General features: G+C 71.0%; 18 protein-coding genes and 1 pseudogene. 5 read left to right on the forward strand and 14 right to left on the reverse strand.

What is annotated here, in order from left to right:
* Positions 1–2 precede the first annotated feature (2 nt).
* Genes otsA through otsB form a run of 3 tightly spaced genes read right to left on the reverse strand, consistent with a single transcriptional unit; the run spans position 3 to position 4,096 of the window.
* Positions 3–1,382: an alpha,alpha-trehalose-phosphate synthase (UDP-forming) gene (otsA, locus tag BLR99_RS00335; RefSeq protein WP_074686529.1), complete on the reverse strand. Its 1,380-nt coding sequence runs from the start codon at positions 1,380–1,382 to the stop codon at positions 3–5.
* 36 nt (positions 1,383–1,418) lie between these two features.
* Positions 1,419–3,362 (reverse strand): glycoside hydrolase family 15 protein, encoded by a 1,944-nt coding sequence (locus BLR99_RS00340; RefSeq protein WP_170838007.1) that lies wholly within the window; start codon positions 3,360–3,362, stop codon positions 1,419–1,421.
* The gene (otsB, locus tag BLR99_RS00345) at positions 3,359–4,096 is read right to left on the reverse strand and encodes a trehalose-phosphatase (RefSeq protein WP_074686531.1); all 738 of its coding nucleotides are present in this window, start codon (positions 4,094–4,096) and stop codon (positions 3,359–3,361) included. Before otsB ends, BLR99_RS00340 begins: the two co-directional genes overlap by 4 nt.
* Positions 4,097–4,219: 123 nt before the next feature.
* Between otsB and trxC the strand changes: the two genes are divergently transcribed.
* A complete protein-coding gene (gene trxC, locus BLR99_RS00350) occupies positions 4,220–4,675 on the forward strand; it encodes a thioredoxin TrxC (RefSeq protein WP_011797223.1) in 456 nt (151 codons plus the stop codon).
* Between the two features lie 26 nt (positions 4,676–4,701).
* On the opposite strand, the gene BLR99_RS00355 is transcribed toward trxC, so the two are convergent.
* Together BLR99_RS00355 and BLR99_RS00360 are read right to left on the reverse strand one after the other, a co-directional pair.
* Positions 4,702–5,961 (reverse strand): multifunctional CCA addition/repair protein, encoded by a 1,260-nt coding sequence (locus BLR99_RS00355; protein ID WP_048857667.1) that lies wholly within the window; start codon positions 5,959–5,961, stop codon positions 4,702–4,704.
* A 45-nt stretch (positions 5,962–6,006) separates the two neighbouring features.
* Entirely contained in the window at positions 6,007–7,197 is a 1,191-nt protein-coding gene (locus BLR99_RS00360) for a YopJ family acetyltransferase (RefSeq protein ID WP_158296393.1), read from the reverse strand.
* Positions 7,198–7,388: 191 nt separating this feature from the next.
* Here BLR99_RS00360 and BLR99_RS00365 point away from each other — a divergent pair, with 191 nt between their 5' ends.
* Positions 7,389–7,850 carry a hypothetical protein gene (locus BLR99_RS00365; RefSeq protein WP_017438757.1) on the forward strand — a complete coding sequence of 154 codons (462 nt, stop codon included), beginning with the start codon at positions 7,389–7,391 and terminating at the stop codon, positions 7,848–7,850.
* Here BLR99_RS00365 and BLR99_RS00370 read toward each other — a convergent pair whose 3' ends face one another.
* Complete coding sequence (locus BLR99_RS00370; protein ID WP_011797220.1) at positions 7,851–8,537, reverse strand: glutathione S-transferase family protein; 687 nt, start codon at positions 8,535–8,537, stop codon at positions 7,851–7,853.
* Positions 8,538–8,741: 204 nt separating this feature from the next.
* Here BLR99_RS00370 and BLR99_RS00375 point away from each other — a divergent pair, with 204 nt between their 5' ends.
* On the forward strand, positions 8,742–10,529 hold the full coding sequence (locus BLR99_RS00375; protein ID WP_228193952.1) for a diguanylate cyclase: 1,788 nt from the start codon (positions 8,742–8,744) through the stop codon (positions 10,527–10,529).
* A 122-nt stretch (positions 10,530–10,651) separates the two neighbouring features.
* Here the strand turns inward: BLR99_RS00375 and BLR99_RS00380 are convergent, their stop codons facing one another.
* Positions 10,652–11,227, reverse strand: coding sequence for a 5-formyltetrahydrofolate cyclo-ligase (locus BLR99_RS00380; RefSeq protein ID WP_011797218.1), 576 nt, complete (start codon positions 11,225–11,227; stop codon positions 10,652–10,654).
* Between the two features lie 14 nt (positions 11,228–11,241).
* Here BLR99_RS00380 and BLR99_RS00385 point away from each other — a divergent pair, with 14 nt between their 5' ends.
* Positions 11,242–13,224, forward strand: a complete 1,983-nt coding sequence (locus tag BLR99_RS00385; protein WP_061855823.1) for a lytic transglycosylase domain-containing protein — start codon at positions 11,242–11,244, stop codon at positions 13,222–13,224.
* 67 nt (positions 13,225–13,291) lie between these two features.
* Here the strand turns inward: BLR99_RS00385 and BLR99_RS00390 are convergent.
* Positions 13,292–14,244, reverse strand: a pseudogene (locus BLR99_RS00390) (MBL fold metallo-hydrolase).
* A gap of 101 nt (positions 14,245–14,345) precedes the next feature.
* Here BLR99_RS00390 and BLR99_RS23625 point away from each other — a divergent pair.
* Positions 14,346–14,468, forward strand: coding sequence for a hypothetical protein (locus BLR99_RS23625; RefSeq protein ID WP_266104290.1), 123 nt, complete (start codon positions 14,346–14,348; stop codon positions 14,466–14,468).
* Between the two features lie 7 nt (positions 14,469–14,475).
* Here the strand turns inward: BLR99_RS23625 and rbsD are convergent, their stop codons facing one another.
* The 6 genes from rbsD to BLR99_RS00425 form a co-directional block, all read right to left on the reverse strand.
* Positions 14,476–14,868, reverse strand: coding sequence for a D-ribose pyranase (gene rbsD / locus BLR99_RS00400; protein WP_011797215.1), 393 nt, complete (start codon positions 14,866–14,868; stop codon positions 14,476–14,478).
* A complete protein-coding gene (gene rbsK, locus BLR99_RS00405) occupies positions 14,865–15,845 on the reverse strand; it encodes a ribokinase (protein WP_046059811.1) in 981 nt (326 codons plus the stop codon). Before rbsK ends, rbsD begins: the two co-directional genes overlap by 4 nt.
* On the reverse strand, positions 15,842–16,903 hold the full coding sequence (locus BLR99_RS00410) for a LacI family DNA-binding transcriptional regulator (RefSeq protein WP_017439625.1): 1,062 nt from the start codon (positions 16,901–16,903) through the stop codon (positions 15,842–15,844). Before BLR99_RS00410 ends, rbsK begins: the two co-directional genes overlap by 4 nt.
* Positions 16,904–16,920: 17 nt before the next feature.
* On the reverse strand, positions 16,921–17,910 hold the full coding sequence (locus BLR99_RS00415) for an ABC transporter permease (protein ID WP_011797212.1): 990 nt from the start codon (positions 17,908–17,910) through the stop codon (positions 16,921–16,923).
* Complete coding sequence (locus BLR99_RS00420; RefSeq protein ID WP_048857665.1) at positions 17,907–19,535, reverse strand: sugar ABC transporter ATP-binding protein; 1,629 nt, start codon at positions 19,533–19,535, stop codon at positions 17,907–17,909. Before BLR99_RS00420 ends, BLR99_RS00415 begins: the two co-directional genes overlap by 4 nt.
* A gap of 122 nt (positions 19,536–19,657) precedes the next feature.
* Positions 19,658–20,614 carry a sugar ABC transporter substrate-binding protein gene (locus BLR99_RS00425; RefSeq protein ID WP_046059815.1) on the reverse strand — a complete coding sequence of 319 codons (957 nt, stop codon included), beginning with the start codon at positions 20,612–20,614 and terminating at the stop codon, positions 19,658–19,660.
* Positions 20,615–20,744: the final 130 nt, after the last annotated feature.

Below are 20,744 nucleotides of genomic sequence, written 5' to 3' on the forward strand. Positions count from 1 at the left end.
GCTCAGTCCTGCGCCTTCTCCAGCGCCTCCAGGAAGGTGCGCCGCCACCAGTGGATGTCGTGCCGGCGGATGCGGTCCATCAGGGCCTGGTGGCGCTGCTGGCGCTCCGCGAGCGGCATGCGCAGCGCGGTCTGGATACAGTCGGCCATGCCCTGGGTGTCGTACGGGTTCACCAGCAGCGCTTCCTTCATCTGCTCCGCCGCGCCCGCGAAGCGCGAGAGCACGAGCACGCCGGGGTCTTCCGGGTCCTGCGCCGCCACGTATTCCTTGGCCACGAGGTTCATGCCGTCGCGCAGCGGCGTGACCAGTCCCACGGCCGAGGCCCGGCACAGCCCGGGCACGCGCTTGCGGGCCACGGTGCGGTGGATGTAGCGCACGGGCATCCAGTCCAGGTCGCCGTGGTCGCCGTTGATGGCTCCGCACAGGCCCTCGAGTTCGTGCCGCAGGTCGGCATAGGCGTTCACGCTGTCGCGCGTCGGGGACGCGATCATGATGAGCGTGGCGCTGTGCTGGTTCTCGGGATAGCGCGCCAGCAGTTCGCGGAAGGCACGCACCCGCTGCGGAATGCCCTTGGAGTAGTCCAGCCGGTCGATGCCCATCAGCAGGCGGCGGCGCGAATATTCGTCCTTCATCGCCTCGTAGGTCTGCACCGCGTCCGGCGCGGCGGTGAGGCGCGCGAACTCGTCCACGTCGATGCCGATCGGGAACGCCCCCACCTGCACCGTGCCGCCGAAGGCGCGCAGCCGCTGCGGGCCCACGCTCTCGGCGCCGCCCTCGTTGCTCAGGTACTGCGTGAAGTGGGACACGTCGGCCTCGCTCTGCAGGCCCACGAGGTCGTAGGCGAACAGCGATCGCATCAGCCATTCGTGCTGCGGGATGGCCGCCATGATGAGCGGCGGTGGCACGGGGATGTGCAGGAAGAAGCCGATGCGCTGCTTGCAGCCCAGTGCGCGCAGCTCGGCCGCGAGCGGGATCAGGTGGTAGTCGTGCACCCAGAGGATGTCGTCCTCCTTCAGCAGCGGCAGCAGCTTGCGCGCGAACATCTGGTTCACGCGCCGGTAGCCCGCGATATAGCCTGCGTTGAGGTCGGCCAGGTCCAGACGGTAGTGGAACACCGGCCACAGGACGCTGTTGCTGTAGCCCGCGTAGTAGCTGTCGTGGTCCTCCTGGCACAGGTCCACCGTGGCCAGCGTCACGCCGCCCGCCTGCCGCGTCTGCAGCTTGCCCTCGCCGGGCACGCCGTCCTCGGTGATGGTGCCGCTCCAGCCGAACCACATGCCGCCGGTGCGGCTCAGCGTCTCGCCCAGGGCCACGGCCAGCCCCCCTGCGGCGGGTTTGCGGGGATCGGCGATGCGGTTGGAAATGACGACGAGTCGGCTCATGGGAATTCCTTGTTTTTCAATCCAGGCGGGCGCCCGTCAGATCACGCTGTCCCAGGGCGCCGAGAGGCGCATGGCGGCATTGATGATGCCCACCATGGAATAGGTTTGCGGGAAGTTGCCCCACATCTCGCCCGTCTGCGCGTGCGTGTCTTCCGACAGCAGGCCCAGCGGGTTGCGGGCGGCGAGCATGGCCTCGAAGATCTCGCGGGCCTGGCTGCGGCGGCCGATGCGCGCCAGGGCGTCGATGCGCCAGAACGTGCAGATGTTGAAGGCCGTGTCGGGCTTGCCGAAGTCGTCCGCGGCCTCGTAGCGGCGCATGTAGGGGCCGTCGCAGAGCGTCTGCTCCATGGCGTCCACGGTGCTCACGAAGCGCGGGTCGCGCGGGTCGATCAGGCCCACCTCGGCCATCAGCAGCACGCTGGCGTCCAGCTCGCTGCCGCCGAAGCTTTCCGCGAAGGCCTGGCGCTTGTCGCTCCAGGACTTCTCCAGGATCTCGTCCTTCATGCGCCGCGCGTGGCCGTGCCAGTAGCCGGCGCGGTCGCTGAGTTGCAGCGAATCGGCGATCTTGGCCAGCCGGTCGCAGGCGGCCCAGCTCATGAGCGCGGAAGAGGTGTGCACCCTCGCGCGCGTGCGCAGCTCCCACATGCCGGCGTCCGGCGTGCCATATACCTTCACCGCCAGCTCGCCGATCTGCTCCATGCGGGCGAACTCCGCCGGCCCGGCCGGATGCAGCAGGCGCCGGTCATGGAAGGCCTGGGCCGCGCCGAGCACGATGTTGCCGTACACGTCGTGCTGGAAGTGCTCCGCCGCCTGGTTGCCCACGCGCACCGGTCCCATGCCGCGGTAGCCGGCCAGCTGCGGCACGAAATATTCGGGCAGCTCCCGCTCCAGGCCGATGCCGTAGAGCGGCTGGATGTGACCGCTGCTGGCCTCCACCACCACGTTGCTCAGCCAGCGCAGGTAGTCCTCCATCGTGGCCGTCTCGGACAGGCTGTTGAGCGCACGCACCACGAAGAATGCGTCGCGCAGCCAGCAGTAGCGGTAGTCCCAGTTGCGGCCGCTGTGGGCGGATTCGGGGATGCTCGTCGTCATGGCCGCGACGATCGCGCCGGTGTCCTCGTAGAGCGAGAGCTTGAGCGTGATCGCCGCGCGGATCACGGCGTCCTGCCATTCCAGCGGCACCGCCAGGCGCTGCGTCCACTGGCGCCAGTAGGCCACGGTCTCCTGCTCGTAGGAGCGGGCGGTGTCCGCGATGCCGAAGGGCAGCGATTCATCCGCGCCCAGCAGGAAGTTGTACTCGCGCGAGATGACGAACGGCTGGCCCGAGAGCACGTGCGAGAGCGGGGCATCGGTGTTCAGCCGCAGCGTCTGGTCCGCGCCCACGAAGCGCACGTGGTTGCTGCCGCGCGTGACGCCGGGCTTCTCGCTGCCCCAGCCGAAGCGCACGTTCGCCGTCACGCGGATGCGCGGCGAGCCCTGCACGGGGCGCACGCGGCGCACCAGCAGCATGGGGCGGAAGAAGCGCGAGCGTGCGTGGAACCGCGGCGCGAAATCGGTCACCTCGATGCTGTTGCCCGAGCGGTCCGTCAGGCGTGTGCGCAGCACCGCGGTATTGGGCTCGTACCACTGGCGGCTCTCGACCTGGTCTTCCAGTTCGATCGCGAATCGGCTGCCCTGTTCGCCGGGCTGGATGAGGGCGTTGAACACCGGATCGCCGTCGAAGCGTGGCAGGCAGCACCACACGATGTGGGCGTTCGCGTCCACCAGCGCGCTGACCGCGCAGTTGCCCACCATGCCGAGCGACAGCGAGGCCTCCCCGGGCGCAGCGAAGCCCGGCGGGCGCGGCAGCGGATCGTGCGACAGCCCGAGGTTGCCGTCGGCGAAGGTCGGCGCGCTGGCCGCCGCGGCCGCGGCGGCGCTGGCGGCAGCGGATGCCGGGGCCGGGGCCGACGCAGGGGGCGTGGAGGCCGGAGATGTCATGCGGGAAACCCTTCCGGCGATGCCATCTGGAACAGCCACTCGCGCAGCTCCGTGGTGTCGCCGCAGCGTGCCAGCGCCCGGGTGTCGCCGGTTCCGATCTTGACGCCGATGCCGCCGAGCGCCTGGGCCGCATCGAAGCCGTATTCATCGGTCACGTCGTCTCCCGCGAACACGGGGATGCGGCCCGCGAACGGCGTCTGGCGCATGAAGTCGGCGATCGCCCGGCCCTTGTTCGGCCCGGAGGGCTTGATCTCCAGCACGCACTTGCCCTGCATGAGTTCCAGGCCGGGCGCCTGCGCCAGCGCATGCTCGAGCGCGGCGCGGCACAGCGGCTCCAGCTCCACCGCCTGGCGGTAGTGCAGCGCCATGCCCGCGCTCTTGCGTTCGAGCACCAGCGCTGGATAACGGTCCAGCAGCGGCTGCACGGCACGCACCACGGGTGCGAGATCGGGGGCCGGCACGCCGCCGATGACGCCGTTGCCCATCCGGTACTGGGCGCCGTGTTCGCAGGCCAGCGGCAGCTGCAGGGGGCTGAGGAAGTGATCGATATCGGCCTGCGTGCGGCCCGTGGCGATGGCCAGGGCGCCCTCCAGGCGTTCGTGCAGGACCCGCAGGGCCGGCACCACGCCCGGATGCACCTGCACCGCATCGGGGTGCGGTGCAATGTCGGCAAGCGTGCCGTCGAAGTCGAGAAACAGCGCGTGGCGCGCGGTCAGCAACGGTGGCTTTTGCATTGGCACATACCTTACCAGATGGCATTGCCGAGCCTGTAGTCCGCGAGGCTGGCGCCCTGTAGGCGTGCCCAGCCGCCATGCGCGCGCCTTGAAAACCCAGGCAGCGCCGCGCATCTGCCGCCCATGCCCGAATCCCTGCACATCGTCTGCCCGCACTGCCACACCACCAACCGCATCGCGGCCGACCGGCTGGCCGCGCCGCCCGGCACGGTCGAGGCGGACTGCGGGCAGTGCCACCGGCCGCTTTTCACGGGCGAGCCCGTGGCGCTCGACGATGCCTCCTTCGGGCGCCATACCGAACGCAGCCACATTCCGGTGGTGGTGGATTTCTGGGCGCCATGGTGCGGTCCCTGCCGTACCATGGCCCCGGCCTTCGCGCAGGCGGCCCGGGCGCTCGAGCCGGGCGTGCGGCTCGCCAAGCTCGACACCGAGGCGCATCCCGCCATCGGCGCGCGCCTGGGCATCCGCAGCATCCCGACGATGGTGATGTTCCGCCAGGGGCGGGAAGTCGCGCGCATCTCGGGGGCGATGGGCGCCGCCGACATCGCGCGCTGGGTGCGGACGGCCGGCGGCGCCTGAGGCCGCGGGCCCGCGGCACGGGGCCGTCAGGTTCCGGCCGCGGGCGGCTGCGCCGCCATCCACTCCTGCACCGCGTCGCCGCGCGCCCGGCGGATCCATTCGCCCACCTGCGGGCCGGCGGCGCCGCGGGCCTGGGCCCGCGCGGCCACGGCGGCGGTATCGACGGAGCGTGCCGCCTGCAGCGCGCCCAGCAGGCGTTGGCGCTGCGGATAAGGCGTCTCCTCGAATCCCAGCCGGCCGCGCGCGTCGCACTCGCAGGCCAGCAGCACGTCGGCGAAACGGGCGGGCTTGCGCAGCGCGTCGCAGCGCTCCAGCAGCCGCACCAGGGCCGCTGCGCCCAGCTCCGCGCTGCGGTGGATGTTTCCGTGCTCGCGCGCGACCACGTCGGCGGTCTCGCGGCATTCCACGGGCACCCGCAGGCGCTCGCACACATCGGCCAGCAGGGTGGCGCTGCGCTGCTCGTGCCCGATATGGCGCGGCAGCACGTCGGCCGGCGTCGTGCCCTTGCCCAGGTCGTGGACGAGGCTGGCGAAGCGCACGGCGAGCGGTGCATGCAGCCGTGCGGCCATGTCCAGCACCATCATCACGTGCACGCCGGTGTCCACCTCGGGATGGTATTCGGCGCGTTGCGGAACGCCCCAGAGCCGGTCCAGCTCGGGCAGCAGCACCGCCAGGGCGCCGCAGCCGCGCAGCACCTCGAACATGCGCGACGGGGCGGCTTCCATCAGGCCGCGCGCGATCTCCTGCCAGACGCGCTCGGGAACGAGGTCGGCCGCCTCGCCGGCATCGACCATCTCCCGCATGAGCGCCATGGTTTCCGGAGCGACGGAGAAATCGGTGAAGCGCGCGGCGAAGCGCGCCACGCGCAGGATGCGTACCGGGTCTTCGCGGAATGCGTCGGTCACGTGGCGCAGCAGCTTCGCCTGCAGGTCGCGCGCGCCGCCGTATGGATCGACCAGTTCCCATGCCGCAGGGTCTTCGCCGCGTACCGCCATCGCGTTGATGGTGAGATCGCGGCGCGACAGGTCCTGCTCCAGCGTCACGTCCGGGGCCGTGTCCACCACGAAGCCACGGTAGCCCCGCCCGCTCTTGCGCTCGGTGCGCGCCAGCGCGTATTCCTCGCGCGTCTCGGGATGGAGGAAGACGGGAAAATCGCGCCCGACGGGCAGGAAGCCGCGCGCGGCCAGGTCACCGGGCGTGGCGCCCACCACCACCCAGTCGCGGTCGTTCACCGGGCGGCCCAGAAGCCGGTCGCGCACGGCGCCGCCCACCATGTAGATCTGCATGCGGGCAGTGTACGGTGCACTGGGGAGCCGCCGCGGATCGAAGCCCTACTGCGGGGACGAGCCGGTCACGGGAGGTGCGAAGTGCGCCAGCGCCAGGCGCACGAACTCGATGCGCTTATGGGCGTAGGAGTCGCTGTAGGTCACCATGTTCGGGCCCGTGTCCAGCCCGAGGCACTGGAGGATCGGCGTCATCCACGTCGGCTCTGGCGCAGGTGCTTTGGGCCGCGTGACCGCGTAGGCGGCATGCCGTTCAAGCAGCGTCTCCCCGCGCTTGTTGACGGCGCCGTGGCCGGGTTCCAGGGCCACCGGCCCCTGGCGGCGCTTTTCCAGATAGTCGCGCAGCACGCTGGCGGAGGTCGCATGCTTCATGAAGGCCGGCGGCAGCACGCTGGCGGCCAGGAATTTCACCTCGGGCTCAGCCCAGGAGTCCGATGGCCGGGGCGCAAGTGCCTGCTGATGGAGGTCCGCGATCGCGGTGGCGGAGGCCATCTTTCTGGCGGCCGACAAGGCGAAGATCGTGCACCCCTCGCTGGATTTCTGGGCATGGGTGAAGACGACATGGGCCCGCAGCTGCACGTGGGGTTCGGCAAAGTTCCGCTTCCGTTCGAGAAACCATTGCAATTGGCCGAGCACACGCTGCCATATGTCGGTATGCGCCTTCTCGGTGATGCTGTCCGCAGCAAGGCTGTCCACGACCACGAACGAGGCCGCATGTTCCGCGCACCGTATGCTGGCGGCGGACCGGTGCTTGCCGTCCCGGTCGAAGATCGCATTCCACTGCGCCTGATTCTGCATGCCCTGCAGGAGGTGGGACACCAGGCCCGATTGCGCCAGCCCTGTGCATCGCTGGTCGAATTCGAAGGCGTACCTGCGCAATTGCAGCGATGGATCAGCGGTGTTGAGTGCCTGCATCAGGTCGTCGAGGTGGTACATGTCCTCGTTGGTGTCGCCCGTGACCGGGCGTTCCGTCCTGTCCGCCATCCGGCTTTCCAGGAGGCGCAGGTAAGACAGCAGGTGCGGCTTGCGCTGTGCGGCCAACTCCTCGTCGAAATCCGGACCGCGGCGGCGGGTGGGCGCCGCACCGTGCACCGGGCGCGCCTCCAGTCCTTGCGGCGAAGCAAGCCGGCTGCTGGAGCCGGGCGAGCGCGAGGCCTCACGTCCCCCCTCCGCTGCGTTTTGCGGTGGAGGACATGGCAAACCGGTATCGCGCCGGGTGGAATGCAGGGGCGTCAGCATGGGGGTGGGAGCGGATGCTTGGGGTGTGCCTGGACGCGTTGGGGGGCGACGGGTGGCACCAACATATTCGCAAGGCGGTGTAGATGTGCTGTGCCGTGCGAAGCCATGCGCTGACAGCGCGAAGCCTCCCTGCGGCCGCGGAGGGGCCATATTCCGGGCGTATAGTCGCCAGCGACTTTTATGCCCCGCCCATGTCTCTTTCCTCCTCCCTCACCATCGCCCAGATGAACCCCGACGGCAGCGTGCCCGTGCCCGAATCGCCGGATGCCGCCGCCAACGCGGCCGTGGAGGCGCTGCGCCGCGAGGAGGAGGCCGAGGCCTTGAAGCAGCGGCTGGAGTCGCTGCAGGAAGTGCTGGACAAGCCGCTCAGCGAGATCCTGGCCGAGCGTGACCGGTTCAAGGAAACGGCGGCGGCCTGGGACGCCTTCGCCGCGATGTGGGTGCTGTCGCAGCGCGCCATGCGCAGCGTGGCGATGGAGCTCGCCGCGCAGCAGGGCGTGCCCCAGGAAGAGGTGGTGGCGCGGGCGCTGGCCTGCGCGAACCGGGTGCTCAATACCGAGGACGAGGACCTGGGCGGCTCCATCGCGCCGGCGCAGATGGCGCACATCGCGCGGCACCGCGCCTTCCTGCGCAAGCAGTTCCGCCAGGGCTGATCAGCGCCCGAGCCGGTAGGGTTCCTCGAAATCCAGGAAGTCCTGTTCGGCCAGCGCCGCGTCGATCCACGCCTTCACGCCGGGCCGCGAGGCCACGTGCTCCACGTAGGCGGCGATCGGCTCCGGCACGGGCAGGGCATAGGTGCGCAGGCGCATGCACACGGGCGCGAAGAAGGCGTCCGCGATGGTGAACCGGTCCCCGAAGAGCAGCGGGCCGCCGTGCTCGCGCAGCAGGGCGCCCCACATTTCCACGAGGCGCTGCACGTCGGCGCGCACGCCGGGCCGGTCGCGCCAGAGCAGGGCGCCCGTCTCCGGCAGATGGGCCTCGATGTTCATGGGGCAGGCGCTGCGCAGCGCGCCGAAGCCGCTGTGCATCTCGGCGGTCACGCTGCGCGCCTGCGCACGGGCCGCCGCGTCCCGGGGCCACAGGTGCCTGTCGGGATACCGTTCCGCAAGGTATTCGGCGATGGCGAGCGTGTCCCACACGGTGATGCCGCCATCGACGAGCACGGGCACCTTGCCGGCAGGGCTCACGGCCTGCAGGGTCTGCTTGAAGCGGGAGCCGGGCTCGAAGCTGTCGAAGCGCACGGCCACTTCCTCGAAGGGAATGCCCGCCTCGCGCAGCAGCACCCAGGGGCGCATGGACCAGGAGGAGTAGTTCTTGTTGCCGATGTAGAGCTGGAGCATGGGCAGCACTCGCAGGGGGTGAAAGGGAAGGCCGATGCTAGGGCCATGCGCCGCGCCTGCCAATGCCGTATGTCCCGCCGATTGATACATGCCGCGCATCAATGCAACGCGGCGCCGGGCGGCCTGCGGCACAATCCGCCGCTGCCTTTTCCTTTCCAGTCCTCGCCCGTGCCGCGGCCCCTGCGCGCCAGGCCATTGCGTCCCGTGCCGGTTTTTCCTTCCGCCCGCCTGCTGCTTTTGCGCACCGCCGCCCTGGCGTGGCTGTGCATGGTCCTCGCGGCGCCCGCCGCGCAGGCGGCAGCCGTCGAGCCTGCGGGGCTCGCGGCGCGCGAGGGCGGAATTTCGCTCGTACCCCACATGGAGGTGCTGGAGGACCCCGGCCGACGCCTCGGGATCGGCGACATCCTCGCGCCGGAGAACGCGGCACGCTTCGCCCATCCCGACGATCCCCTGCGGGGCGCCGAGGCCGACCGGGTGCTCTGGTTCCGCGTGCAGCTGCGCCTGGCCGATCCGGCGGACGCCCTGCGCGAATGGCTGCTGGTCGTGCCCACGGTGTCCACCCACGATCTGCGCTTCTACGGGCCCTACGGCCCGGACGGCCGCGCGCTGGCGCCGCCCGTGGTGACGGGCATGCGCCATCCGTGGGCCACGCGGCCGGCGGGATCGGAGCAGATGGCCTGGCGCTTCCGGCTGCCGGATGAGCGGACGTACACGGCGTACTTCCGCGTGGAATCGACCTTCGCCCGTTTCTATGCCGCCAGGGCCTGGGATCTGGCCGACTACCTGCAGGCCACGCAGGACAAGCGCATGTTCGACGGTGCCTGCTATGGCCTGCTGCTGGGCCTGCTGGCCTTCAGCCTCGCGATGCTGCTGGTGTTCCGCGAGGGCATCTATGCCTGGTATTCGCTCTCGTGCGCCTGTGCCCTGCTGGCGCTGGCCAGCCTGAACGGGCACACGCTGCGCTATCCGTTCGCCCACTGGCCGGCGGCAGCGGGCCTCTTCTACACCCTGGCGCCGCCGCTTTGGGCCATGTCCAAGCTGCTGTTCGGGCGCAGCCTGCTGCGCCTCTCGCACTACGCGCCGCGCATCGATCGCCTGGTGCTCGCACTGGTCGCGGCGCTGGGCGCGGCGACCGTGTACGGGCTGTCCGGCCCCCATCCGCTCTGGCTGTTCCGGGCCGTGCAGGCGTCGGTGATGGTGTCCACCGTGGTGCTGGCCGCCGGCGCGCTGATCGCGATGCGCAGGCGCTACTGGCCCGCCGTGCTCTACAGCGCCGGCGTGCTGCTGCTGTTGCTGGGCATCTGCGCGATCATCGTCGCGAGCTGGGGCTGGGTGGCCTGGACGCCGGGCCAGATGGACCTGACCCAGGCCGCGCTCGTGGCGGAAACCGTCATCTTCGCCGCCGCCATGGCGTCGCGGCTGCGCATGCTCCGCATGTCCGAACAGGCGCTCGGCCGGCGTACCCGCGAACTGGTGGAGGTGCTGGGCACGGACGCCCTCACGGGCGCGGCGAACCGCGCCGGACTGGCGCGCCGTGCCGGGGCGGCCCTGGAGGCCGGCGAGCCGTTCACGCTCATGCTGCTGGACCTGGACGGCTTCAAGGCCGTGAACGATACCTACGGCCATGCGGCGGGCGACGCCGTGCTGGTGGCCCTGGTGCAGCGCCTGCGCGCCCTGCTGCGCGAAGGCGACCTGATCGCACGCCTGGGCGGCGACGAATTCGCCGTGCTCCTGGCCGGATCACCGCCGCGCACGGCCCTCGCGGACAAGGCCCGCGCCATGGCCCATGCCGTGGCCGTGCCCCTCGGCTTCGAAGGCCGGAACCTGTCGGTGGGCCTCAGCGTGGGCATCGCCAGCCATCCCGGCGACGGCCAGACCCTGGAATCCCTGCTGCGCGCCGCCGACGCCGCCATGTACGCCAGCAAGCGCCGCGGCCCGCAGGCCGGGGCGGAGTGCTTCGCCTTCGCGAGCGACTTGCCCCCGGCGCCCTGACAGTCACTGCCTGGCCTTGCCTTCGGTGCGTTGGCATGGAGATGGCTCCGTGCGACGGTTGCCTGGCGTGCGGCCCTGGAACCCGCACTGCACGGAGGCGCCGAAGGCGGCTCAGGGGGGAGTCACTTCAATGGCCAGACGACCCCGTTGTCATTGAGAATTGCGTCGAGTGGCAGGTCGTGAGGCTCTGGTTCAAAGTCTTCCAGGAAGCCGTGGGTGAACCCCAGCCCCACGGTGGTGGGCACCGGGTACAGCGTGGCGAGCGTACGGTCGTAGAAGCCGCCGCCATATCCCAGGCGGTAGCCGCCGGGGCCGTAGCCCACGCAGGGCACGAACAGCAGGGTGGGCACGATGACCTCGGTGTCCTTGGGCTTCGGGATGCCATAGGCATCCTCTTCCATCGGGCAGCCGGGATACCATGCGTGGAAGGTGAGGGTCTTGTGTTCCTTGTTCACCACCGGCAGGCCGATGCGGCGGCGCTGGGGCTCGTCCAGCAGTTCGCCATCCTCCTTCCAGCGGTGCAGCGCGGGCAGGGGGTCGAACTCGCCCTTGATGGGCCAGTAGGCGCCGATGACGGTGTCCGGGCGGTCCACCAGCCAGATGCGCATCACGCGTTGCAGAAGATCGGCCCGCTGTAGGCGGTCCGGCAGGTTCAGGCGTTCCTCGATCAATGCGCGTCGCAGGGCTGTTTTGTCCATCACATAATTCCCCAATGCAATTGCTCACGATTCTGACATCGCTCCTGGCTGCCGCGGCGTTCGCCTCCGCGTCGGCGCCTGTCCAGGCCCAAAACCGGGGCGATGAGGCGCTGTTACAAATGCAGCAGGCCTACCGCAAGGGCGACCGCGCGCGGCTCGCGCAGCTCCTGCCGGACGTGCGCGGCCACGTGCTGGAACCCTGGGGCGCCTACTGGGAACTGCGCGCCCGGCTCGACCAGGCCACGCCGCAGGACGTGTCGGCCTTCCTGCAGCGCTACGCCGGCACCTACCAGGAAGACCGGCTGCGCAACGACTGGCTGCTGCTCGTCGGCCAGCGCCGCGACTGGGCGCAGTTCAGCGAATTGCATGCGCTCTACCGCATGAACGACGACCGCGAAGTGCGCTGCTACGCCCTGCTCGTGGACCAGATCAAGGGCTCCGCGGCCCCCGGCGCGGCCGACGAGGTATTGCGCAACTGGTACGGGTTGCGCGAGGCGGACGACGGCTGCACGCACGCCGCGGCCGAGTTCTTCTCCGACAAGCGCATCGCTGCGCTGGACGTGTGGCGCAAGGCCCGGCTGGCGGCCGAGGCCAATCGTGCGCGCGCCACGCGCAATGCGGTCGGTATCGTCGCTCCCGAGGCGCTGCCGCTGCTGCGCGACGTGTTCGACGCGCCCGCCAAGTTCCTCGCGAGCCGTGCCACGGCACCGGGCCGCATGCGGCAGGAACTGGTGGTGCTGTCCCTCATCAAGATGGCGATGTCGGACCCCGGCACCGCGGCCCGCCTGCTGGATTCCAAATGGGGTCCGCAGCTCAGCCCGGAAGAGCGCAACTGGGTGTGGGGCGTGATCGGCAAGCAGTCCGCCGTGGCGCTGTCGCCGGACGCGCTGGGCTATTTCGGCAATGTCTCCAGGGATGCCGACCTGACCGACGACATGCTCGGCTGGAAGGTGCGCGCCGCCCTGCGCGCGGGCCAGTGGAAGCAGGTGGCCCGCGCCATCGACGCGATGAGCCCGGCGGGGCGGCAGGATCCCGCATGGACCTACTGGCGTGCGCGGGCCTGGCTGTCCAACCGCCCGGGCGACGAAGACCGGGCGAAGGCGCGCGAACTGCTCGAACGCATCGCGGGCCCGGGCGGCTTCTACGAGCAGCTCGCACTGGAGGAACTCGGCCAGCGCGTGGTCCCGCCCGCGCCGCCGCTGCCGCCCACGCCCGAGGAAAAGGCCGCCGCGCGCGCGAACCCGGGCTTCGTGCGCAGCCTCTACGCCATCGGCCTGGGGTTGCGGCACGAAGGCGTGCGCGAATGGAACTACACCACCAACCTGCACTCGCCGGGCGGCATGGGCGACCGGGAACTGCTCGCCGCCGCCGATCTCGCCTGCCAGCGCGAGATCTGGGACCGCTGCATCAACACCAGCGAACGCACCAAGTCGTTTGCCGACGTGGGCCAGCGCTTCCCCATGCCATTCCGCAGTGCGGTCGTGGCGCGCGCTCAGTCCATCGGACTGGACCCGGCTTACGTCTATGGTCTCATCCGCCAGGAAAGCCGCTTCATCATGGATGCCCGCTCGGGCGTCGGCGCGTCGGGCCTCATGCAGGTCATGCCGGCCACCGCGCGCTGGACGGCCCGCAAGATCGGCATGGCGGATTTCACGCCCGAGCAGATCAACGACCGCGACACCAACATCGCCATCGGCACGGCCTACCTCAAGCTCGCTCTCGACGACTTCGAGGGCTCCATGCCCATGGCTGCGGCCGCCTACAACGCCGGTCCCGGCCGGCCGCGCAACTGGCGCAACGGTCCTGTGCTGGAGGCCGCGATCTGGGCCGAGAACATCCCGTTCTCGGAAACACGCGATTACGTCAAGAAGGTGCTCTCCAACACCACGATGTATGCCGCGATCCTGACGGGCCAGCCACAGTCGCTCAAGGGCCGGCTCGGCAACGTGGGCCCGCGCGACGCGGCCACGCCGGACCCGAGCCGCGAACTGCCCTGAGAACGGACGGGAGCGCCACGCGCGCTCCGTCCAGCGGCAACGCCGGCCTGGCCCTGGCCCGCTCCCTTCAGGCGTTGTGCAGCGTCTCCCCTTCCAGCCGGGCGGCTCCGCTGCGCACGAGGTCGTGCACCAGCGCCTCCTGCCATGCGGGGCGGGGCCGGTCCGCGAAATGGCCGGCATGGAGCAGGCCGAAATACGGCGTGGCCTCGGCCCAGGCGTGCAGCCGGGCGAGCGGCACGCTCTGCCATTCGAGCAGCTTGTACTTGATCAGCACCTTGGCGGCATAGAGCGCGTGCCGCTCCGGCGCGCGCACGAACCCGTCGAGCCGGCGCCGCGCGGCGCCGAGCGCGCGCTCCACGTCGGTGAACACGGAACCGTGCCCGGGCACGACGGTGCGCGGCGCCAGCCCGGCGATCAGGTCCAGGGTGGCTGCGACATCCTCGAACGCGTGCTCGCCTTCCAGTTCAGGAAACACCACGCCGAAGCCGTTCTCCCAGAGCGCGTCGGCCGACAGCAGCACCCGGTGCCGGGGCTCGAACAGCACCACGGAATGCGTGTCGTGCCCGGGCGCGGCATGGATCTGCCAGTCGTGCGCGCCCAGGCGCACCGTGCCTCCGGGCTGCAGCAGGCCGTCCATGCGAAAGCGCGGGCAGTCCTGCCCCGTGGGCGTATAGCTCAGGGCCTGCGGATCCCAGTCGCGCACGTGTTCGGCCTGCCCGGGCGGCACCAGGTGCGCGCCGCCGGCCAGGCCTGCTGCAGCGCCGCGTTCCCGCCGCAGTGGTCGCTGTGCAGGTGGGTGTTGGCGATGAGCGCCAGGGGCCGGCCCTCCAGGGCGGCCGCCACCAGCGCCACCGTCTGGGCCGCATGCGCGCAGTAGCCCGTGTCCACCACGGCCGCCGCGTCTTCTCCCACGCAGACGATGTTGTTGGCCGAAAGCCAGCCGCGTTCGAGCACCGTGGTGCCGGGCGGCAGGAGCGGCGCGGTGCCGCCGACGGGGGCCTGGGGCGTGGGGATGTGCATGGGAAGAGCCTCTGCGGGAAAGTATGGCACCGGCCCCCGCCGTTCATCCATCCGGCGCAACCCTTCGCGCCGCCCCGCATCCGGCGATGTCGGGCGATCCGTTGTTCGCCGGGACGGTCAGCCTGCTCTACGGCGTGTTCGCGGGAGCCGGCGCGGGGCGGGCACTGCGCCTGCTGGGCTTGTGGTGGTCCGCGCGCGGTGCCATGCCGCTGGGACGCACCTGAAGTCCGGTCAGAACGTCACGCCCGCGCAGAGGATCACGTTGGCGTAGGGCGTGCACTCGCCCGTCCGCACCACGGCGCGCGCATCGCGCGTGAGGCGCTTGAATTCCTCGTGCGACAGGGTCTGCGGGGCCACGGGCAGCGCGCCGGCCCAGCCGGGCAGGGCCCCGCCAGCGCGCTCCACCGCCTCGGTGGCGACCAGGGCGCGCTCCACCTGCATTTCGGAGAGCACGGCGGCCAGCACGTCGGCCACCGCGGGCAGCCCCGGGGTCACGGCCAGGTCGATGCGCAGGGGGCCGGGCGGAATCGGCAGGCCGGCATCGCCGATGACGATCATGTCGCCATGGCCCAGGGCGGCGATGGCGCGGGACAGGTCGGCGTGCAGCAGTGCGGTGCGTTTCATGCGATGCGGCTCCATTCAGGGGGCATGGGGGATGCGGCCACTTCGGCGCGCGTGGGGATCGATGGCTGCGCGCCCGGACGGGTCACGCACAGCGCCGCGGCGCGGACGCCGGTCTGCACCGCCAGGTCGAGCGATTCGCCGCGCGCCAGGGCGACGGTCAGGGCGCCCAGGAAAGTGTCGCCCGCGGCCGTGGTGTCCACGGCGTCCACGCGCAGGCCCGGATGGTGGCGGCAGCCGCTGCCGTCGCAGGCCACGGCACCCGCCGCGCCCAGCGTCACCACCACCTGCCGGGGACCGCGGGCGCGCAGCAGGCGGGCCGCATGGGCCGCGTCTTCGGGCGTCTGCACGTCGCAGTCGGCGAACAGCGCGGCCTCCACCTCGTTGGCCACCAGGGTGTCCACCAGCGGCCAGAGGACGTCGGGAATCGGCTGCATGGGCGAAGGATTGAGCACCACGGGACAGGCACGCTGCCGCGCCTGCCTGGCGGCGGCCATGACCTGGGGCAGGGGCGCCTCGAACTGCAGCAGCAGGTTGCTCGCGCCCTGCAGCGCCGTGTCCAGGGCCCGCGCATCGACCTCGAAGCGGGCGTTCGCCCCGCCGACGACGACGATCCGGTTCTGCGCGGTGGATTCCACCGTGATGCAGGCGATGCCGGTGGGGGCTTCGGGATCCGTCTGCACGCCGGCATGGTCGATGGCGTCCGCCTCCAGTGCCGCGCGCAGCGCCGCGCCGTGCGCATCGTTCCCGACGCGGCCCAGCAGATGCACCCGTGCGCCCTGGCGGGCGCAGGCCACCGCCTGGTTGCCGCCCTTACCCCCGGGAATATGGTGCAGTGAATCGGCCATCACGGTCTCGCCCGCGCCGGGGGCCCGGGGAACGCGCAGGACGATGTCCATGTTGAGACTGCCCACGACGGCGATGCGCGGCATAGCGGAGCGGGAATGGTTCTCCTGAGCGGAGCGGGAAGAGACGGTCATTTGGGATGGCGGGAAGGAAAACGGCCGTGCGGCGCGGCGGTGGAAACGGGGCCCTGGGGCAATGCCGCGGTCGAGGCGCGCAGCCGCAGCTCCGGTTGCAGCAGCAACTGGCACGGTTCGCGCCGCGCGCCGTCGATGCGTTCGAGCAGCATGTCCACGGCAGCCACGCCGATCTGCCGCTTGGGCTGGGCCACGGTGGTGAGGGGCGGGCTCGTGAAGGCCGCGAGGGCGATATCGTCGAAGCCCACGATGGACATGGCCTCGGGCACGCGCAACCCGCGTTCGTGGGCCGCGCAGAGCGCACCGATGGCCATCAGGTCGTTGCCCATGAACACCGCCGTGGGCGGGCGCGGCGAGGCCAGCACCGCTTGCATGGCCTCGTAGCCGCTCTGGCTGGTGAAATCGCCGTGCCACAGCAGGCCGCCATCGTCCACGCCCGCTTCGGCCAGCGCGTCGCGCCAGCCCTCGATGCGCTGCATGCTGGGAGCAAGGTCCGGGGGACCGCCGATGCAGGCGATGCGACGGTGGCCCAGCCAGAGCAGGTGGCGCGTAGCCAGCCGGCCGCCTTCGCGGTGCGCGGTCTCCACCAGGTCGCAGGGCTGCCGGGAGACCTCGATCTCGCGGTCCACCAGCACGGTGGGCACGCCCAGCCCCTCGAGCTGGCGCGCGAGCGCCGCGTCCTGCCCGGTGGTCACCACGATCAGCCCGTCGATGCGCCGCTCCGCCAGCACCTGGAGGTAGGAGCTTTGCCGCTGGGCCTCGTCGTGGGTATTGCAGAGGATGAGGTTGTAGCCCGCGCCGAAGCAGCGGTTCTCCACGCTGTGCACGACCTCGGCGAAGTAGGGGTTGGAACTGTTGGGGATCAGCATCCCCAGCGTGCGCGTGTGGTTGCTCTTGAGGCTGCGCGCGATCGCGCTGGGCACGTAGCCCAGTTGCCGGATGGCGGCCTCCACGCGCGCGCGCCCGTCGTCGCTCACGTGCCGCGTGCCGTTGAGCACGTGCGAAACGGTGGTCACCGACACCCCGGCCTCGCGCGCGACGTCCTTGATGGTCGCCATGTCTTCGCGTGCCGGCGTCAGACCGCGGCGCGGCGCTGCCGCAGCGTGTCGACGATGACGGCCGCCACGATCACGCAGCCGGTGATGATGCGCTTGCTCGGCTCGCTCGCGCCGATCTGCGCGAGGCCGGCCTCCAGCACCGCGATGATGAGCACGCCGAAGGCCGTGGTCACCACCGATCCGCGCCCGCCCATCAGGCTGGTGCCGCCGATCACCACGGCCGCGATCACCTGCAGCTCCATGCCGGCGCCGGCGTTGGGGTCGGCCGCCTCCAGGCGGGCCGACTGCATCAGGCCCCCCAGCCCGGCCAGCAGGCCGGTGAGCGCGAACACGGCGATGCGGATGGGGCGCGGATCGACGCCGGCCAGCCGCATGGCCTCCTCGTTGGTGCCGATGCCCACCATGCAGCGGCCGAACACCGTGCGCGACAGCACGAGCTGGGCCAGCACCACGATGAGCAGCGCGATGCCGAAGGCCACCGAGACGCCGGCCGCCACCGGCGCGGCGAGCCAGGAAATCGCGTCGCCCACGTACTGCGTGCGCGAGTCCGTCACGAGGTAGGCGCTGCCGCGCACCGCCTCCAGCATGCCGAGCGACACGATGAACGACGGCAGCCGCCAGGCCACCGACACGGCGCCCGTGATGGTGCCGCACACCAGGCCCGTGGCCAGCGCCAGGGCCGCGGCCGCCGGCACGCTCCAGCCCCATTGCAGGATGGCCGCGGCCGACGTCGCCGCGGCCAGCGCCATCACCGAGCCGACCGACAGGTCGATGCCCGCGATGATCAGCACGAAGGTCATGCCCACCGCCATCACGGCCAGCGCGGGAATCTCGTTGGCGATGGTGACGAAGGTCTCGGCGCTCCAGAAGAAATCGGACAGCCAGGAAAACAGCGCCACCATGCCCACCAGCACGGCGGCCAGGCCCAGGTAGGTACCCAGTTGCGTGCGCCAGAGCGGCACCGACGGCGCGGCGGAAGCGGAAGAGGGGTGCGTGGTGGCGGTCATGCGGAAGCGGGGGAAAGGGGGGATGCGGAACCGGCGCCTTCGGCGCGCGGGCGGTCTTCGGCTTCGGAGAAAGCGGCGGCCAGCAGCGACTGCTCGGTCCACTCGCCGCGCTCGAACACGGCGACCAGGCGGCCGCCGCTCATCACGCCGATGCGGTCGGCCATGGCCATCAGCTCGCGCAGGTCGGACGACACCATGAGCAGGGCTCGGCCTTCGGCGGCCATGCGGTCGAGCTCGGCGTACAGGTCGGCGCGCGCGCCCACGTCCACGCCGCGCGTGGGCTCGTCCAGCAGCAGCACGCGGCCGTCGCGGTGCAGCCATCGCGCGAACACCACCTTCTGCTGGTTGCCGCCCGACAGCTGCCCCACGGGCTGCTCCGGCCCGCGGCAGCGCACCCGCAGCGTGCGGATGAAGCCCTGCACCACCGTGCTCTCATGCGCGCGGCGCAGCCAGCCCGCGCGCGAAACGGCGGACAGGTCCGACAGCGTGGCGTTCACCCGGATCGGCTGGCTGAGCAGCAGGCCCTGCGACTTGCGGTCTTCGCTCACGAGCCCGATGCCCGCGGCGATCGCCGCCAGCGGCGAACGGAACCCGCGCACATGGGTGCGCTCCGCGGCCCCGCCGGAAACGGTGCTCCCGGCGGCCAGCGTCACGCTGCCGCGGTCGGCGCGGTCCGCGCCGAACAACAGGCGCAGCAGTTCGGTACGGCCCGAGCCCACGAGGCCCGCGATGCCGAACACCTCGCCGGCCCGCAGCGCCAGGCTCACGTCCTGCACGGCGGTGCCCCGGCCGATGCCGTCCACCCGCATCACCACCGGCCCGGCCGTGCGGCGGGGGCGGTGCTCCAGATCGTTCACCGCGCGTCCCACCATGCGCTGCACGAGGTCGGCCTCCGACAGCCCCGCCATCGGGCGGGCGTCCACCAGCGCGCCGTCGCGCAGCACCGCCACGCGGTCGGCGATGCGCCGCAGCTCCTCCAGCCGGTGGGAGACGTAGATGATGGCCACGCCGCGGGCCGTGAGCCGGGCGATCTGCTCGAACAGGTAATTGGTCTCGCGCGGCGTCAGCATCGCCGTCGGCTCGTCGAGCACGAGGATGCGCGTGTCGTCCTGCAGGTTGCGGGCGATCTCCACCATCTGCTGCTGGCCGATGCCCAGGCGGGAAACGGGTGTCGCCGGATCGATGCCCGTGAGCCCGATCTTGGCGAGCTGCGCGCGCGCGGCATCGTGCATCGCGCGCCGGCGCAGCCAGCCCATGCGGTGCGGCAGCCGGCCCATCAGCAGGTTCTCGGCCACGGTGAGCGTCGGCACGAGGCCCAGCTCCTGCATGACCATGCGCACGCCCTGGTGCTCGGCGTCGCGGCGGGAAGACGGCGCATAGGGCTGCCCCGCCAGGCGCAGGCTGCCGCGCGTGGCGGGCTCCAGCCCGCAGAGGATCTTGGACAGCGTGCTCTTGCCCGCGCCGTTCTCGCCGGTGAGCGCGAGCACTTCGCCGGCATGCAGCGACAGCGTCACGCCGTGCAGCACGGTGGTGGGACCGTAGTCCTTGCCCACGCCCAGCATTTCCAGCAGGGGCACGGGGGCGGGCGCCGGCGCGGCGGCGATGGGGGATGAATGGTCGGCCACGGTGTGCGAACCCGGAAAAAAGAGGAATGCCGCGCGGGTTGCGCGCGGCGTCGGCCATGCGGTGCGCGGAAGGTGAACGCGGCGCCCTGCAGCGCCTCCTGCCCTCGCGCGCCGCCGCTGCGTTACTTGCCGGTGCCCTTGGTCACCAGCACCACTTCGGTCTTGACCTCGGCTGGCAGCTGGGCCTGCGGCGTCTTGGCGGCGAGGGCCTTCAGCGCCATCTCGATGCCGAACACCGCCTGCTTGGCGGCGTACTGGTCGGCCGTGGCCAGCACGCGGCCGTCGGCCAGCATGGGCTTGATGGCGTTGATGTTGTCGTAGCCCACCACCTGCACCTTGCCGGCCTTGCCGGCGGCCCTCACAGCGGCCACGGCGCCCAGCGCCATGCTGTCGTTGCCGGCCAGCAGCGCCACCAGGTCCGGGTGCTCGCGCAGCATGCCGGCGGCCACGGTGTTGCCCTTCTCGATTTCCCACTGGCCGGACTGCACGCCGACCACGTTGATGTTGGCGGCCTTCATCGCGTCCTGGAAGCCCAGCGTGCGCTGCTGCGCGTTGAACGTGGTGGACACGCCCTCGATGATGCCGACCTTGTCGCCGGCCTTCAGCTGCTTGGCCAGGTAGTCGCCCACCAGCTTGGCGCCGGCACGGTTGTCCGGGCCGACGAAGGGCACGTTCAGGCTCTTTTCCTTGAGCGCGTCGGCATCCAGGCGGTTGTCGATGTTGACCACGAGGATGCCCTTGTCCACCGCGGCCTTCACGGCCGGCACCAGGGCCTTGGAATCGGCGGGCGCGAGCACGATGGCGTTCACCTTCTGTGCCACGGCCTGCTCGATCATCTTGATCTGCGCGGCAGTGTCGGTCTCGTTCTTGATGCCGTTGGCCACCAGCGTGTATTCCGAGGCATGCGCCTTCTGGTGCGCCTTGGCCCCGTCCTCCATGGTGCGGAAGAACTCGTTGGCGAGCGACTTCATCACCAGCGCGACCTTGGGCTTGTCCTGCGCGAAGGCAGGCTGCGCGAACAGGCCACCGGCGAGGGCCAGGACGGCGGCGGTCTGGAGGGTGCGGCGGTTCAGGGTCATGGAAGTCTCCTGGTTGTGGGCGGAAAGAGAATAGTCGGGCGCAGGCCTGCCGCCGTTCGCGGCAGAGGATCCTGCGGGGGTGCTATGGTAGCGAAAGAAAACGTTTGCGCAAACGTTTGCGCTTATCCAT

Source organism: Paracidovorax citrulli (assembly GCF_900100305.1).
GTDB classification, from domain to species: Bacteria; Pseudomonadota; Gammaproteobacteria; order Burkholderiales; family Burkholderiaceae_C; genus Paracidovorax; species Paracidovorax citrulli.